Here is a 16,358-nt window from a genome sequence, read left to right on the forward strand (position 1 = left end):
TCATCGGTCAGGCCAGTTGAACCGTGCCGGTCAGGTAAGGCACGGCCTGCCCGGCAATATGGACGCGGTCACCGTGCAGTTCACAGCGCAGCTCCCCGCCACGGGCCGAAAGCTGGCGCGCAACCAGTCGGGTCTTGTCCAGGCGCTCCGCCCAATAGGGCGTCAGTACGCTGTGGATTGAGCCCGTCACCGGATCCTCGTCGATGCCGTCGGCCGGGCAGAAGTAGCGGCTGACGAAGTCGCAGTCGTCACCCGGCGCCGTCACGATCAGACCGCCGCGCTCCAGTGCTTTCAGGGCTCTCAGGTCCGGATTCAGGGCCCGGACGGCGGCTTCGTTTTCCAGCACGATCATGTGATTGGCGTCATTGTTGATCAGCAGCGCCTGTTCGGGTGCGTCCGGCACGCTGCGGCGGATGATCTCCGGTGTCGGGATCGGCGCGTAGGGCAGATTGGGGAAATCCAGTTCCAACCAGCCATCCGCCTTGCGGCTGACGCCCAGCGGGCCACTCAGGGATCGGAAGCGCACCGTGTCGTTTGGCCAGTCCAGTCGGTTGAAGATTACCCAGGCCGACGCCAGCGTGGCGTGGCCGCACAGCGGCACTTCGATCCCCGGCGTGAACCAGCGGATGTGGAAGTCGGCGTCGCTGCCCTCCGGTTCGCGCACCAGGAACGCGGTTTCCGACAGGTTGTTCTCCAGCGCCAGCGATTGCAGCAGGCTGTCGTCCAGCCAGTCCGTCAGCGGCATCACCGCCGCGGGGTTTCCACGGAACGGGCGGCTGGCAAAGGCGTCCACCTGGTACAGGGGCAGTTCGGTCATGAATCGATCTCCTCGGGTGTCGTGTCTGAGAGTGCCACAGGGGCATGGTTTGGGCGATAGCGCCGAGCGAACGCGGAGAGCTCTGCCTCACCGTACAGGTGGATGTGCTGCGCGCCGCGGCTCACGATCCAGTGATCCGGTTCCCGATGGCAGGGTGTGAATCCGGCCTCGATCAACCACTGTGTAGTGGCGCTCGGGTCGATGATGGTGAGCGATCCGATGGCGCCATCCAGATCCAGCAGATCGTTGCGCCAGCGCCCGTAACGAAGGCGCGGGTAGCATGACGTCAGCATGGCAGTACTCCTTTCCGTGAGTCCGGGAATCATTGTCCCGGGTCAGGGCTAACCGTCACAGATCCAGTCACGCTATAATTGAACCGGTACAGGGTACGATGCGATCCAACTGTACCGGTCGATTGACTGAACAACTGTGCTGCCGGCGAGGGCTGTGTTTCTGGGAGCATGGGACACAAGGATAAATGCCCGGATGGGCCTGTTCAGGGAGCACCACCATGACTGTCCTCTATGCCAAGCTGGCCGATCAGATCCAGCAGTTGATCAGTGACGGCGTCTACCGCGAAGGTGAGCGTTTGCCCGGTGTGCGGGTGCTCAGCCGCCAGTTCGGTGTCAGTATTTCCACGGTTCTCCAGGCGCACCAGACGCTGGAGAGTCGCGGCTATCTGGAGGCGCGCGAGCGCAGCGGCTACTACGCCAGGGTTCCCTGCAAGGACGCGCCGATTCCTATCATGCAGCGTCCCAAGTCCCGGCCGGCTCCGGTCACGGCGCGGGATATGGCGCTGGATCTGTGTACGGTCGAGCGCAAACACATGGTGGCGTTGGGCGCCGCCGTGCCGCATGCCGACTATGTGCCGCTGCGCCAGATCCAGCATGCGACGCTCTGGGCCGCCCGGCAGGGGTTGGAAGCCCTGGACTATGCCTTTCCCGGCAAGGACGTGTTCCGGCGCCAGATCGCCCAGCGCATGACCAACCTCGGCGTGGTGACCACCCATGAGGACATCATCGCCACCAATGGGGCCCAGGAAGCGATTATTCTGGCCCTGCGCGCGGTGACCCAGCCCGGCGACATCGTAGCGGTGGAGTCGCCGTCGTTTCCGGGCATCCTCCAGGCCCTGGAGGTGGTCGGTTTGCGCGCGCTGGAAATACCCACCCATCCACTGGAAGGCATGAGTCTCGAAGGGCTGGAGCTGGCCCTGGAGCAATGGCCCATCAAGGCCTGTGTGGTGGTGGCCAACCACAGCAACCCGCTGGGTGTGCGCATGCCGGACAGCCAGAAAAAACGGTTGGTGAACCTGCTGGCGGAAAGGCAGGTGCCCATGATCGAGGACGATATCTACGGCGATTTGCCGTTCGAGGGAGAGCGGCCACGACCGGCCAAGTCGTTCGACACCACCGGCAACGTGATCTATTGCAGCTCGTTCTCCAAGACCATCTCGCCGGGCCTGCGCCTGGGCTGGGTGGTGCCGGGGCCACGTTTTGCCGAAATCAGTCAGCAGAAGTACTTCAACAACATGGCGACGGCGAGCATCCCCCAACTGGCGGTAGCCCATTTCCTGGAGCAGGGCGGTTACGACCGCTATCTGCGTACCGCTCGCCAGCGCTACAAGGAAGCGACGGAACGCCTGCGTGCGGCCGTGGTGCGTGAATTCCCGGAAGGCACGGCGGTGAGCCGTCCCATGGGCGGTTTCGTGCTCTGGGTGCAGCTGCCTCACGGCGTGTCCGGAACCACCATCTATCAGGAGGCGCGGGAAAGGAGCATCAACATCGCGCCGGGGCGGATGTTTTCGACGACGGACAAGTATGAGGACTACATCCGCCTGAACTGCGCCAACCCCTGGAGCGAGCGGATAGAGTGGGCGATCCGGACACTCGGCGAGCTGGTGGCCACCCAGATGAGACGGGCCGCGTGAGATGACGGGAGGCACCCCGAAAGGTTGGTGATCAAAGCGAGTTTGGTTCTACACTGAATGGACCAATAACTCGAAACCTGCCGGGGGAGTCCCATGCCGTCGATCTACGAGGAGGGCCTTGGGCCCGTTAACGCCAACTACGACAATCTGACGCCGATCGACTTCATTGCCCGCACGGCCCGGGTCTATCCCGAATACACGGCCGTCATTCACGGCAAGACCCGGTACACCTGGGGGCAAACCTACGAACGCTGCTGCCGGCTGGCATCGGCGCTGGCCAAGCACGGTGTTCGCCGGGGCGATACCGTGGCGGCCATGCTCCCCAACATTCCCCAGATGCTCGAGTGTCATTTCGGCGTCCCCATGAGCGGGGCCGTGCTCAATGCCCTGAACATCCGGCTGGATGCCGACCTGATCGCCTTCATGCTCAAGCACGCCGAGGCCAAGGTGCTGCTGGTCGATCGTGAGTTCGGCACGGTGATCCAGGACGCCGTCGCAAAACTGGACAACCCGCCGTTGATCATTGACGTGAACGATCCCGAGTACGGCGAGGGCGAGGCCGTCAGCGACCTCGACTACGAAGCCTTCATCGCCGCCGGTGACCCGGAATACAACTGGCAGCCGCCGCCGGACGAGTGGGACGCTATTTCCCTCAATTACACCTCAGGCACCACCGGCAATCCCAAGGGGGTGGTCTATCACCACCGCGGGGCCTACCTGAACGCGCTGGGGAATTCGGAAGTCTGGTCCATGGGCATGCACCCGGTCTATCTGTGGACGCTGCCCATGTTCCACTGCAACGGCTGGTGTTTCCCCTGGACCGTCACAGTGGTGGCCGGCACCCACGTCTGTCTGCGCAAGGTGGACCCGGAAAAGATCCTTCGGTTGATTGAAGAGCATGGCGTCACCCACCTGTGCGGCGCGCCCATCGTCCTCAACGGTCTATTGAACGTCCCCAAGGACAAGCAAACCACGATCGGCCATCCGGTCAATGCCATGACGGCCGGCGCGGCACCGCCTGCCAAGGTCATCGGCGCCATCGAGGAAATGGGCATCCGCATCACCCACGTCTACGGGCTCACCGAGAGCTACGGACCGGTTACCGTCTGTGCCTGGAAATCCCGCTGGGACGAGCTGCCCCTGGACGAACGGGCCGACATGAAAGCCCGCCAGGGGGTCCGCTACCCGACGCTGGCCGGCATGATGGTGGGCGATCCGGAAAGCATGGAGCCCGTGCCGAAAGACGGCAAGACCATTGGCGAGATCTTCCTGCGCGGCAACACCATCATGAAGGGCTATCTGAAGAACCCGGACGCCACCGAAGCGGCTTTCCGCGGCGGTTGGTTCCACACCGGCGACCTGGGTGTCTGCCATGAAGACGGCTACGTGGAGATCAAGGACCGGCTCAAGGACATCATCATCTCCGGCGGCGAGAACATTTCCACCATCGAGGTCGAGGACGCACTCTACCGTCATCCGGCGGTGCTGGAAGCGGCGGTGGTGGCCCGCCCGGACGAGAAGTGGGGCGAGACCCCCTGCGCCTTCGTCACCCTTAAACCGGATGCCGGCGAGGTCACCGAGGAAGAGATTATCCGCTTCTGCCGTGAGCGATTGGCCCACTACAAGGCGCCGAAGACGGTGGTCTTCCAGGAGCTGCCGAAGACCTCCACCGGCAAGATCCAGAAATTTGTGCTGCGGGATACCGCCAAATCCATCAAGTGACTCCGGTGGACGCAGCCGGCTCGTCCCCGAGCCGGCTGCGTACCAGCGTCAATACTTCGTTGGCCCACACCCGGTAGCCTTCCGGGCCCGGGTGAAAGCCATCGGATGCCATCACGGCCGGATCGTTCTCGAACAGCACGCTCACCCGCACCACGTCGCGCATCCCGCGCAACAGTGGCCCCAGCCCATTGTTGAACTCCCGCGCCCGTTTGCCCAGATACCAGCGCAGTGGTTGGGGCAGGGCGGGAAAGTGGTCCATGGGCGGTACATCGGTGAACAGGATCAGGGCCGGTTGATAGCGGTCCCGCAAGCGTTCGAGCCACTGGCCGACTTTTGTCAGCCACTGCTTCGCGCTCATGGATGACGTCACGTCGTTCACTCCGATGGAGATCAGGATCACGTCCGGATCGAAGTCTGGCAGCGGGCCATTGGGCGGCAGGTAATCGTCGACGCGGCGGCCGGTCAGGGCTTCCAGGTGCCAGTGAACGCGATAGTGATCGCTCAGCTTGCGACTGACCTGACCGGCCAGCGCCTGGTCCTGGGTTGGGGCACCGACCCCCGCCGCGGCCGAGTCGCCGATGATCAGCAGTCGCAGGTCGGGCCCGTCGCCACAGACGCCCGCGCGCGCCCCCTCGGGCTCCGGCAACCGTGGGGTATGGGCCCGAACCCAACGCCCCTCGACGATCAGGGCGGGGGCCAGTGGCAGCAAAAGAAGTCGGTGCAGCACAGTCGTGGCTCCTGTCTCGTCAGACGGCGGTCATGCGAAGCGCCCCATCCAGCCGGATGGTTTCGCCGTTCAGCATCGGGTTTTCGATGATCTGCCCGACCAGGCGGGCGAACTCGTCGGGGTAACCAAACCTTGGGGGAAAGGGGATGCAGGCGGCCTGATTCGCTTTCGCCTCTCTCGGCAGGCGGGCCACCATCGGGGTCGTGAACGGGCCCGGTGCGATAGCGTTGACCCGGATGCCGTAGTCCGCCAGTTCCCGCGCGGCGGGGAGCGTCAGCGAGACCACGGCACCCTTGGAGGCTGCGTAGGCCGTCTGTCCGATTTGGCCTTCGTAGGCGGCTATGGAGGCCGTGTTGATGATCACACCCCGCTCGCCGTCAGCGTTGTGTTCGCGGTCTTTCATCGCCTCGGCGGCCAGTCGGAGGCAGTTGAAGGTGCCGAACAGGTTGGTGTCGATCACCCGCCGGAAACGCTCCATGGTGGCTGCCCGACCCTTGCGAATGATTTTCTCGGCCGTGGCAATGCCGGCGCAGTTCACCAGAATCGAGGGGGCGCCGAGGGTGTCGATAATGTGTCGAAAGGCTGCTTCCGTAGCGTCGTCGTCGCGGACATCGCATTCGATCGCCAACCCGTCGATGTCGGCCATCACGGACTGGCCCCGTTCCGATTGCAGGTCGAGGATGGCCACCCGGGCCCCGCGTCCTGCGAGGTGTCGCGCCGTGGCCTCGCCCAGCCCAGAAGCTCCGCCCGTAATGACGGCCACCGCCCCTTTGATGTCCATGCGTGTGCGTCTCCAGCTGTCCCTGATTCTTATAGTTTTATAAACGCCTGATTTTGCACGGCGCTACGGAATACCACAACGCTGTTTTGGGCGTTTGAAGCCTTGGGGGAGCGCGCTGAATGGCCCGATCGGACTGCCAATCGTCGTGGCGGGCCTGTGCAACGCGTGATCACTGCGCTATGCTCGAATCATTGATTGAAGCGATCGCTTTAATTTGAAGGGTGTCGAATAAATCTGAAGCCCGGGAAGCCGGGCGCCGGACGGTTCAAGAGACAATAAGAACAAGGCAACCGATGGAGGTGTCTATGTCTGCCAGTTCCACACCGGCGGGTATCCGCGTCGAACCGCGGCATATCAGCTTCGATGTGCAGCAGGAGCTACGCACCCTGTGGCACGGCAACAGTCTGTTCCGGACTGCGTTTTTCAATGCGCTGTCCCTGCAGTTTCCGGATGGCGAAGAGCAGTTTATCCATTCGGTCAGGCTCTACCGTGACCGGATTGAGGATCCCAAACTGAAGCAGGAAGTCCGTGGCTTTATTGGTCAGGAAGCGCTGCACGGTCGCGAACACCGGGCTTATAACGAAGGGCTGAAGGCACGCGGCTACGACATCGATGCCATCGACGCCCGTTTCCAGAGGCACACCCGGTGGGTGAAAAAGCTGCCGCCGTCGCGCCAACTGGCCGGCACCTGCGGCGCCGAGCACTACACCGCTGTGCTGGCCAATGCCATCCTCGGACACCCGGAGTGGATGGAAGGCGCCACACCGCAGATGCGGGCTCTCTGGCGCTGGCACGCCATTGAGGAAACCGAGCACAAAGCGGTGGCCTTCGACGTCTATCGCCAGTGTGTCGGCGACGAGCGCCTGCGCAAGGTGGTTTTCCTGTTCGTGACCTACAACTTCTTCAAGTTCACGTTCCTGAATACCTGCAGCATCCTGAAGTCCGAGGGCAAGCTGTGGAGTCCGCGGGTCTGGCTCGAAGGGATCAACTTTCTGTGGGGCAAGCCGGGGGTGCTGCGTCGCTGTCTGCCGGAGTTCCTGGCCTATTTCCGGACCGGGTTTCATCCCTGGGACCAGGACAACCGGGAGCTGCTGGAAAGGAACCTGAAAGAACTGGATACGGTCTACGATACGGACGACGGGCCAACCCGGAAGAGCGCCTGAGACCTGTCCGCAGTTTGCAAGAGTTTACTGCAAAGCCCGCCGGACTGTGATATTCCTCCCGTAATGGCGCATCCTTAGGGGTGCGCCCCACACAATAAGCATAAGAAGCGTTGCCGGCATCGTCATCGACCCGGTGAAGCAAGTGGAGATATAGAGGGACACTAGCATGCGAGTTGGTCTGATCGTTGATTCAGCCTGTGATTTGCCGTTTGAGTTTTCCCGACGAAACAACCTGTTCATCCTCCCCGTAACCGCCCGCATCGACGGTCAAACCTATGTCGATAACCACGACCCGGCCAAAACGGCGGAATTCTACGACAGTGGCCTGCTGCAGAAGGGCCACCACGCCGAAACCGAAGCCTACAGTGCCGAGCAGATCCACGACCTGTTCCTGAGCGAAATCGTCACCCAGTACGACGTGGCGTTCTGTGAGACGGTGACCCGCTCCCGCAGCCTGATTTTCCAGAACGCGACCGAAGCCATGAACAGTGTCATGGCGCATTACCACGATGCCCGTGAAGCGGCGGGGCGCGAGGGGAAATTCTCCATGCGGGTGATCGACAGCAAACAGATCTTTGCCGGTCAGGGTCTGCTGGCGGCCCACACCCTGCGCCTGATTGACCAGAAGCTTTCCAAGAATGCCCTGCGCCAGCAGGTGGAGGCGTTTACTGACCAGATCTACACCACGGTGATTCCGCGGGATCTGCACTACATCCGTGAGCGGGCGCGTCGCCGTGGGGACAAGAGCATTTCGGGCGTTGTGGCGTTTCTGGGCAAGGCGTTGAACATCACGCCGATCATCTTTGGGCAGGGCGCCGAGGGCAAGCCGGCGGCCAAGACCCGCAATTTCGACGCGGCAGTCGAGAAGGTGATGAACTACGCCGTTGCGCGGGTGGAGGCGGGGCTGCTGACGCCCTACGTCGCCCTGTCCTGTGGGCTGTCGTGGGAGGAGATCCATGCACTGCCCGGACTCGATCAGCTGCGTGAAACCTGTGCCAAACACGATGTCGAACTGCTGCTCTCCCAGATGGGGATAACCAGCAGCATCTATATCGGACCCGGCAGCCTGTGTCTGTCACTGGCGGCCGATGAGCACGCGTTCGCCGACTACCAGTAATTCCGCTTGCCCGATTTACCGTTTCAACTGGCCTGCAGGGCGAATCCTGCAGGCGCCTTCCGCATGCTAACCTGCCGTCACCGTGTACCCTGAGCCCCGGACCGGAACCGGTCGGGCTAACCAAGAGTTTACTCCCTATGGCCAAGGCATCCGACTCTCTGGCAGATCAGCTGCTGGAACTGCACATCAAACATGAACTCAGTGCGCTCAAAGGCGCCAAGCTGCGGCGCTTTATCGCCAACGAGGTCGAGGAACTGTTCGGCCTGGCCGGGCAGGTGACCCTGCGACAGGCGGTCAGCGAGGCGCAGATTCTGGGCGTTATCCGTCGACTGGTTGTGGATATGGACATCGATGGTGGTATTCCGGAGCTGGCGGGCGAAATGGCCAGCCAGGTGCTGTCGGCGCCGGTGCAGTCCACCACGCGTCTGCGGGATATTCTCAGCCGCGAACAGGCGGCAGGGTTTGTCGAGGAGTTCCTGGAGTTGCGGGAGCATCGCGAACGGCTGATTGGCGAGGTGATGGCGCACCCGGTCTACCAGGAACTGGTGTCGAACATCGTCTATCACGGGCTGGTGAACTACCTCTACGAGGACAACCTGATTTCACGCAATGTGCCGGGCGTGGGCTCGATGATGAAGTTCGGCAAGCGGGTCGCCAATCGTGCCGTGCCCGGGATCGATGAAGCCTTCGAGAAGCGGATCAAGGCGTACCTCAGCGACAACCTGCCGGCCCTGTTGTCCCGCAGCGAACAGTTTCTGCTCAAGGCACTGTCGGATGACGAGTTGCGGGATACGGTGATGGCTGCCTGGAACGGCGTCGAGGATCGCACGCTGGCGGATTTGCAGGCCGGTCTGGGCGATATCGAGCTGCAGGAGTTCGTCGTGCTGGGCTATGAATTCTGGCTGGAATTCCGCAAGACGCCTTTCTTCGAGGGATGCTACACCGCCGTGGTGGAGCACCTGTTCGAGAAGTACGGTGAGGTGCCGTTGATTGAGCTGCTGTCTGATGTCGGTGTGACACCGGACGTGGTGATGGCCGAAGTCGACGCGTTTGTCCCGCCGCTGCTCGACCTGCTGCGCCAGGAGGGGTATCTTGAAGCCCTGTTACGCCGTCGTCTGGCGCCGTTTTATCGGTCGGCGGCGGTCAAGAATGCCCTGGCTGACGAATAACGGAGTGTGACGTGCCGAGTGCAGAGCTGTTCTGGGCCTACCTGATTGCCATTTCACTGCTGACCGTGACGCCCGGCGTGGATACGCTGCTGGTGATGCGCAACACCGCCCGCGGCGGCCTGCGCGATGGCATGGTGACCAGCCTGGGCATCTGCAGCGGTCTGTTTGTCCACGCCACACTGTCGGCGGTCGGGATCTCCCTGATCCTGGTGCAGACCGCCTGGGCGTTTACCGCGGTGAAATGGTTGGGCGCGCTCTACCTGATCTGGCTGGGGCTGACCAGCCTGCGCCAGGCCTGGCGCACCTCCGGCTCCGGTTCGCCCATGCCGGCCGTGGCCACTGTGGGGGAGGGCGACTATCGCCTGTCCCGCTCACTGCGCGAAGGCGTGCTTTCCAACGTTCTCAACCCCAAGACGGCCCTGTTCTATATGGCTTTCCTGCCGCAATTCATTGATCCCCAGGGTGCCGCGTTTACCCAATCGATTCTGCTGGCGTCGGTACACTTCGTGCTGGCCATGATCTGGCAGACGCTGGTGGCCGTGATGATCCTCAAGTCCCGTCGCTGGGGCGCCAAGCCACGCCTGAAGCGGTTGATGCATGCGCTGACCGGTGGGGTGTTTGTGGCGTTGGGGGCGCGGTTGGCGTTGACGCAGCCTTAGGCCGACATTGTTTATTGCCAACTCGAGCCTGTAGCAGATGCTTCAGCTTCTGAGCCGCCTGCAAGGCGGCCGAGAGTTCCCCGTAATCTCGATTTCCTGCCGGACTCATTAGGGCCCTTGCGGCCCCTCCGAAGCTAAAGCGTCGGCTACATTGTTTCGCGTCCCAATCGACTCGTCGACTCGAAATGGCACAAACAAAAAAAGGGGAGCCCGACAGGCTCCCCTTTTTTATCGACCGTATCGCCGGCCTTATTTTTCCAGATACTGCAGCTTGTCCGTCTTACCGTCCCACTCGGCCGCGTCGGGCAGGGGATCTTTCTTCTCGGTGATGTTCGGCCACTTGCTGCACAGATCGGCGTTGAGTTCGACGAACGGCTCCTGACCGGCCGGCAATTCGTCTTCGGAGAAGATCGCTTCAGCCGGACACTCTGGTTCACACAGGGCGCAGTCGATGCACTCGTCCGGGTCGATGACCAGGAAGTTCGGGCCTTCGTAGAAGCAGTCTACCGGGCAGACTTCCACACAGTCGGTGTATTTGCACTTGATGCAGTTATCGGTAACGACAAATGCCATGGTTATATCCCTGGTTTCTCAGTCTGTCTCATCAGTCGGCGAAGCCCGAAGTGCGTCACCGGTCAGTTTATGCGGCTTTCAGGACCGTCCACTGAGCTTAATGTTGTTGCGAGGCGGGTATTGTAGGGAGCGTCCCGCCAACTGGCAAGCTCGGGCCTGCCGTCCGACAAGGCCCTTTTATTATAACCTTATGTACGTCAGGAACTTTCCAACAGGTCCTTCAGTTCATAAAGACGGTTCATCGCTTCGCGCGGTGTCAGCCCGTCCAGATCCAGTTTATCGAGCGCCTTTTCCACGGCGCTGGGCTCGAATCCGGAAAACATGTCGCCCTGCATCGTCGTCGGTTGTGCCGGCTCGGCCACCCTGGTTGGCGCTTTCGCCGGGGCCGGTCGGGTGGGGGACTCGGTGCCTTCCAGTCGATGCAGCTGGTGTTTGGCGTTGTCGATGACGTCCTGCGGGACACCGGCCAGTTTGGCCACCTGCAGCCCGTAGCTCTGGCTGGCGGGCCCTTCGTGGACGTTATGCAGGAACACGATGCTGTCGTCGTGCTCAGTGGCGGTGAGGTGGACGTTGACCGCGTGGCGCAGCTGATCGGCCAGCTGCGTCAGCTCGAAGTAGTGGGTGGCGAACAGGGTGTAGCAACGCACGTTCTGCGCCAGCTGTTCGGCGGTGGCCCAGGCCAGTGACAGGCCGTCGAAGGTGCTGGTCCCGCGGCCGATCTCGTCCATCAGCACGAGGCTGTTTTCGGTGGCGTTGTGCAGGATGTTGGCGGTTTCGGTCATTTCCACCATGAACGTGGAGCGGCCGCCGGCGATGTCGTCGGACGAGCCCATGCGGGTAAAGATCCGGTCCACCGGCCCGACAATGGCCCGATCGGCCGGGACGAAACTGCCGGTATAGGCCAGCAGCGCGATCAGGGCCGCCTGACGCATGTAGGTCGACTTACCGCCCATGTTCGGACCCGTGATCACCAGCATGCGGCGTTCGTTATCGATCAGCAGGTCGTTGGGCACGAAGGGTTCGCTGAGGAGTTGCTCCACCACCGGGTGGCGACCGGCGGCGATATCCAGCCCCGGTTCACTGCTAAATTCCGGCGGATTCAGCCGCAGCGTCGTGGCGCGTTCGGCAAAGTTGCTCAGGACATCCAGTTCGGCCAGCGCCTGGGCGGTGTCCTGCAATGGCGCCAGCTGTTCGGCCAGGTTTTCCAGCAGGGCGTCGTAGAGGCCTTTTTCCCGGGCCAGCGCGCGGCTCTTGGCGCTCAGGGCCTTGTCTTCGAATTCCTTCAGCTCCGGCGTGATGAAGCGCTCGGCGTTCTTCAGGGTCTGGCGGCGGATGTAATCCACCGGTGCCTGGTCGGACTGGGCCCGGCTGATCTCGATGTAGTAACCGTGGACCCGGTTGTAACCGACTTTCAGGGTGCTGATGCCGGTGCGCTCTTTCTCGCGGGTTTCCACGTCGAGCAGGAACTGGCCAGCGTTCTCGCTGATGTTGCGCAGCTCGTCCAGTTCCTCGTCGTAACCTTCGGCGATCACGCCGCCGTCCCGGATCACCACCGGTGGGTTCTCGATGATGGCGCGGGTCAGCAGGTCTGCCAGTTCCGGATAGGTGCTGACCGTCTGGCTCAGTTGCGCCACATGCTCCGAATCCACCGCGCCCAGCACGGACTGCAGCTCAGGCAGCAGATTAAAGGCGTCGCGCAGGCGCGCCAGGTCACGCGGGCGGGCCGAGCGCAGCGCGACACGGGACAGGATGCGTTCAATATCGCCGACCGACTTCAACAGATCGTGCAAGGGCTCGTAATGGAACCCGTCCAGCATCGCGGACACCGCGCCCTGACGATCACGCACCGTTTGAATATCCCGCAGCGGACGGTTCAGCCAGCGGCGGATCAGGCGTCCGCCCATGGCCGTGGCCGTGCGGTCCATGACCCACGCCAGGGTGTACTGGGTGCCGCCGGTCAGGTTCATGTCGATTTCCAGGTTGCGACGGCTGGCCGCATCCAGGATTACCGCGTCCTCGCGCCGCTCCCGGGACAGTTTGCGGATGTGGGGCAGGGCCGTGCGTTGGGTCTCTTTGGCGTATTGCAGCAGGCAGCCGGCAGCCGAGATGGCCAGCGACAGGTCTTCGCAGCCGAAGCCGGTCAGGTCGCGCACCTGCAGCTGCTGGGTAATGATGCGATGGGCCGAATCCCGTTCGAACAGCCAGGGGCCCTGGCGACGGATACCGGTGAAGCCTTCCAGCAACTCCTCAAAGGGGAAATCCTCGCTGATCAGGATTTCCGCCGGGCGTAGCCGCTGCAGTTCGCCCTGCAGGGATTCGGTGCCGGTCAGTTCGGACACGGAAAAACGGCCGCTGGAGATATCCAGTGTGGCCAGCCCGAAGTCTTCCCGGTGGCTGAAAATGGCCACCAGCAGGTTGTCGCGCCGATCTTCCAGGAACGCCTCGTCGCTGAGGGTGCCCGGCGTAACGATCCGCACCACCTTGCGTTCCACCGGTCCCTTGCTGGTGGCCGGGTCGCCGATCTGCTCGCAGATGGCAATGGACTGGCCCGCACGGACCAGGCGTGCAATGTAACCCTCGGCGGAATGATAGGGCACACCCGCCATGGGAATCGGCTGGCCACCGGACTGGCCGCGAGCGGTCAGGGTGATGTCGAGAAATTCCGCTGCCTTCTTGGCGTCGTCATAGAACAGCTCGTAGAAGTCCCCCATGCGGTAGAACACCAATTCATTCGGGTGCTCCACCTTGATCTTGAGGTATTGCTGCATCATGGGGGTGTGTTTTACGTCAGCCGCTGTGTTGTCTCTGGTGTTTGTCATCGTCAAGGAATCTGGGGATGGAGTACCGGGAATAGAAGCGGCTCAGAGTAGCAAACCACCCACTGCAAAAACAGTTGATTCCACGAAACCGGGGTGACCGGACTTGCGATCCGGGGGGAGGCCCCTTTCGGGGTTATGACGCCGGGTCACTGACTCGTGGGAAGCGGGAACGGGCTTCCAGATCGTCCAGATCCACCGTGTTGCGCATGTACTGCTGGCTGGCATCGACCATGGGCTGGAAATCCCACGGGGTGACCTTGCCCTTCATCAGAGAGCGGGACACGAGACGACGGCGACGCTGACTCCAGAGCACATCCTGATGGATCTGGTCGAGATCCCAGCCCTCGGCGATTTCCTGGCGCAGGGCCGCAACCTGTCCGGCATAATCCGGGTTTTCAGCCAGGTTTGTAAGCTCCTGCGGATCCCGGCCCAGGTCGAACAGCTGGTCGGGATCGCCCGGCCCGTGTACGAACTTGAAATCACCGCGGCGAATCATCAGCAGTGGTGCGATTGCGCCTTCGCCCATGTATTCGCCGATGACCTCATCGTGCCCGCTTTCCCCCCTCAGGTGTGGCACCAGGCTGCGGCCTTCAATCGGTGTGACGGGAGCGTCGTGGTCGCCGCCGGTGGCCAGGTCGAGGAAGGTCGGCAGCAGGTCCATGGTCGAGACGCTGGCGCTGACCCGGGAAGGCGCGAAGCGGTCCGGAGCGTGCACGATCATCGGTACCCGGGCGGAATGTTCGAACCAGCTCATTTTGTACCAGAGCCCGCGTTCGCCCAGCATGTCACCGTGGTCGCCGGAGAAGACGATGAGGGTGTTTGCGTCCAGTCCGGTTGCCTTCAGGGCGTTCAGCACGTCGCCAATCTGGTCGTCAACGTAACTGATGTTGCCGTAATAGGCGCGACGGGCGTTGCGGATCTGATCGTCGGTAACGCGGGTTTTGTCGGCTTCGTAGATGTACTGCAGGCGCCGGGAGTGTGGGTCCTGATCCCGGGGATCGATGTGCACCGATGGCAGGTCGATGTCGACCCCTTCGTACCGGTCCCAATGCTCCCGGGTGCAGGCGTAGGGGTCGTGTGGGTGGGTCATCGAGACGGTCAGGCAAAATGGCCGCTCGTCGCTGCCGCGGGCATGATCGTAGAGGTAGCGTTTGGCGTTGAATACCACTTCGTCGTCGAAGTCCAACTGGTTGCTTCGCACGCAGGTGCCCGCCTGGGTCACCGACGACATGTTGTGGTAGTAGGACGGGCGCGTCTCGAAATCATCCCAACTGACAAACCAGCCAAAATCGGCCGGATAGATGTCGCTGGTCAGGCGCTCTTCAAAACCATGCAACTGATCCGGGCCGCAGAAATGCATCTTGCCGGATAAGGCGGTGCGATAGCCGTTGTCCCGCAGGTAGTGGGCGAAGGTCGGAATGTCCGCCGGCAGTTCCGAAGCGTTGTCATAGGCCCCGATTTTCGAAGGCAGCCGGCCTGTCATCAGCACGAATCGGGACGGCGCGCACAGGGGGCTGTTGCAGTAGGCAGAGTCGAATACAACCCCTTTTTCCGCCAGAGCGTCCAGATGCGGTGTCTTGACCACGGACTGCGGGTTATAGATCGACAGCGTCGGGGCTGCCAACTGGTCAGCCATGATGAAAACAATGTTGGGCTTCTGGGCGCTCATGGACACTCCTGGCAATGACGCGTGGCTTGATGACTTAAATTTTTATAATGTTATTGATTCGATATTGTGGGTGGATACTGCCTTTGACGACTGGGGGCGTAAACTCGTTTTAAGCTAATGACAGGGATCATGTTTTCTAATGTCTGAAGTCATTTCATTGCCCCCACTGGCCACGCTTCAGGCGTTTGAGGTGTCGGCACGGCTGGGAAACTTTACGGCGGCTGCGCGAGAGCTGGGCAGCACTCAATCGGCCGTCAGTCAGCACATCCGGCGTCTCGAACTGGAAGTGGGGGTCAGGCTGTTCTATCGACGCTATCGGGGTGTGGCTTTGACCGAACAGGGGAGACAGTTCCTGGAAAAGGTTGTGGAAGGCCTGTCCAGCATTGCCCAGGGAGTCGAAGCCCTGCAGCAGCACCCTGATCACCGCGTCATCAACGTCGGTACCGACTTCGCGTTTGCGGCCTACTGGCTGCTTCCCCTGTTGTCGAAATTCCGTGAGGCCCATCCGGGCGTTGAGGTGCGGGTTGTTACGGCCCAGGAGTCCATTGCGCCGGATGAGGCCAATATTGATATCGCCATCCAGTTCGGCGACGGGCAATTCGGTCAGGCGCCGTCCCGTCTGCTGATGTACGAGTCGGTGGTGCCGGTTTGCAGTCCGGCGTTGCTGGAGCGCTACGGTCCGATCCGGAACATCGATGACCTGAACCGGTTGCCTCTGCTGCAATTGGAGGCCGCGCACGACTCCAAGTGGTTTGACTGGGGACGCCTCTTCAGCCTGATGGGAGCGACAGAGCGGCCGAGAGAGCCGGACCTGACGCTCAACAACTACACCTTGTTGGTTCAGGCGGCGATCGCAGGTCAGGGTGCTGCCATTGGCTGGAAACCCATGTGCGATTCGATGCTGGATTCCGGCGTGCTGGTACCGGCGATTCCGCGGATCACCCGTTCGGATTGTGGTTATTACCTGGTACTTCCGGCCACCAAGGCGGTTGCGCCGATGACCCAGCAATTCTGCGAGTGGCTGATTAATGAGTGCCAGGCAGACTGATTGGCAAAGCCGCTGTTTTGGCCGGGTGGCTACTGGCGGGTCGAGAAGAGCATGAGAGAGGCGCTTGGTCATACGGTTGGCACGCCTGATGGGATGTTAATGGCCGTTCATCAGAGGCTCCTTGGGTATTTGCGTCTATGCTTAAAAGGACAACCTGAACAACAACG

14 protein-coding genes are annotated in these 16,358 nt (G+C 61.9%); 7 read left to right on the forward strand and 7 right to left on the reverse strand.

The window, feature by feature from the left end:
* Positions 1-7 precede the first annotated feature (7 nt).
* Positions 8-817: a PhzF family phenazine biosynthesis protein gene (locus JL474_RS00355; protein ID WP_203140536.1), complete on the reverse strand. Its 810-nt coding sequence runs from the start codon at positions 815-817 to the stop codon at positions 8-10.
* Positions 814-1,110 carry a hypothetical protein gene (locus tag JL474_RS00360; RefSeq protein WP_203140537.1) on the reverse strand — a complete coding sequence of 99 codons (297 nt, stop codon included), beginning with the start codon at positions 1,108-1,110 and terminating at the stop codon, positions 814-816. Before JL474_RS00360 ends, JL474_RS00355 begins: the two co-directional genes overlap by 4 nt.
* A 218-nt stretch (positions 1,111-1,328) precedes the next feature.
* Between JL474_RS00360 and JL474_RS00365 the strand changes: the two genes are divergently transcribed.
* Positions 1,329-2,744: an aminotransferase-like domain-containing protein gene (locus JL474_RS00365; RefSeq protein WP_203140538.1), complete on the forward strand. Its 1,416-nt coding sequence runs from the start codon at positions 1,329-1,331 to the stop codon at positions 2,742-2,744.
* A gap of 93 nt (positions 2,745-2,837) precedes the next feature.
* Positions 2,838-4,466, forward strand: coding sequence for an acyl-CoA synthetase (locus JL474_RS00370; protein ID WP_203140539.1), 1,629 nt, complete (start codon positions 2,838-2,840; stop codon positions 4,464-4,466).
* On the opposite strand, the gene JL474_RS00375 is transcribed toward JL474_RS00370, so the two are convergent.
* Entirely contained in the window at positions 4,459-5,193 is a 735-nt protein-coding gene (locus JL474_RS00375) for an SGNH/GDSL hydrolase family protein (protein ID WP_203140540.1), read from the reverse strand. The two genes, JL474_RS00370 and JL474_RS00375, sit on opposite strands and share 8 nt — an antisense overlap.
* 19 nt (positions 5,194-5,212) lie before the next feature.
* Positions 5,213-5,974 (reverse strand): SDR family NAD(P)-dependent oxidoreductase, encoded by a 762-nt coding sequence (locus tag JL474_RS00380; protein WP_203140541.1) that lies wholly within the window; start codon positions 5,972-5,974, stop codon positions 5,213-5,215.
* 305 nt (positions 5,975-6,279) lie between these two features.
* Between JL474_RS00380 and JL474_RS00385 the strand changes: the two genes are divergently transcribed.
* From JL474_RS00385 to JL474_RS00400, 4 genes are all read left to right on the forward strand, one after another.
* On the forward strand, positions 6,280-7,137 hold the full coding sequence (locus tag JL474_RS00385) for a metal-dependent hydrolase (RefSeq protein ID WP_203140542.1): 858 nt from the start codon (positions 6,280-6,282) through the stop codon (positions 7,135-7,137).
* A 166-nt stretch (positions 7,138-7,303) separates the two neighbouring features.
* Complete coding sequence (locus tag JL474_RS00390; RefSeq protein ID WP_203140543.1) at positions 7,304-8,254, forward strand: DegV family protein; 951 nt, start codon at positions 7,304-7,306, stop codon at positions 8,252-8,254.
* Between the two features lie 137 nt (positions 8,255-8,391).
* The gene (locus JL474_RS00395) at positions 8,392-9,423 is read left to right on the forward strand and encodes a hypothetical protein (RefSeq protein ID WP_203140544.1); all 1,032 of its coding nucleotides are present in this window, start codon (positions 8,392-8,394) and stop codon (positions 9,421-9,423) included.
* A gap of 11 nt (positions 9,424-9,434) precedes the next feature.
* Positions 9,435-10,082 (forward strand): LysE family translocator, encoded by a 648-nt coding sequence (locus JL474_RS00400; protein ID WP_203140545.1) that lies wholly within the window; start codon positions 9,435-9,437, stop codon positions 10,080-10,082.
* A 249-nt stretch (positions 10,083-10,331) separates the two neighbouring features.
* Here the strand turns inward: JL474_RS00400 and fdxA are convergent, their stop codons facing one another.
* The 3 genes from fdxA to betC form a co-directional block, all read right to left on the reverse strand.
* Positions 10,332-10,655, reverse strand: coding sequence for a ferredoxin FdxA (gene fdxA, locus JL474_RS00405; protein ID WP_123634281.1), 324 nt, complete (start codon positions 10,653-10,655; stop codon positions 10,332-10,334).
* 197 nt (positions 10,656-10,852) lie between these two features.
* Positions 10,853-13,474 carry a DNA mismatch repair protein MutS gene (mutS, locus tag JL474_RS00410; protein WP_203140546.1) on the reverse strand — a complete coding sequence of 874 codons (2,622 nt, stop codon included), beginning with the start codon at positions 13,472-13,474 and terminating at the stop codon, positions 10,853-10,855.
* A gap of 133 nt (positions 13,475-13,607) precedes the next feature.
* Positions 13,608-15,143 (reverse strand): choline-sulfatase, encoded by a 1,536-nt coding sequence (gene betC / locus JL474_RS00415; RefSeq protein WP_203140547.1) that lies wholly within the window; start codon positions 15,141-15,143, stop codon positions 13,608-13,610.
* A 139-nt stretch (positions 15,144-15,282) separates the two neighbouring features.
* Between betC and JL474_RS00420 the strand changes: the two genes are divergently transcribed.
* Positions 15,283-16,191 (forward strand): choline sulfate utilization transcriptional regulator, encoded by a 909-nt coding sequence (locus tag JL474_RS00420; RefSeq protein ID WP_203140548.1) that lies wholly within the window; start codon positions 15,283-15,285, stop codon positions 16,189-16,191.
* Positions 16,192-16,358: the final 167 nt, after the last annotated feature.

Origin of the sequence: Marinobacter mangrovi (assembly GCF_016798325.1) — a bacterium.
GTDB lineage: Bacteria > Pseudomonadota > Gammaproteobacteria > Pseudomonadales > Oleiphilaceae > Marinobacter_A > Marinobacter_A mangrovi.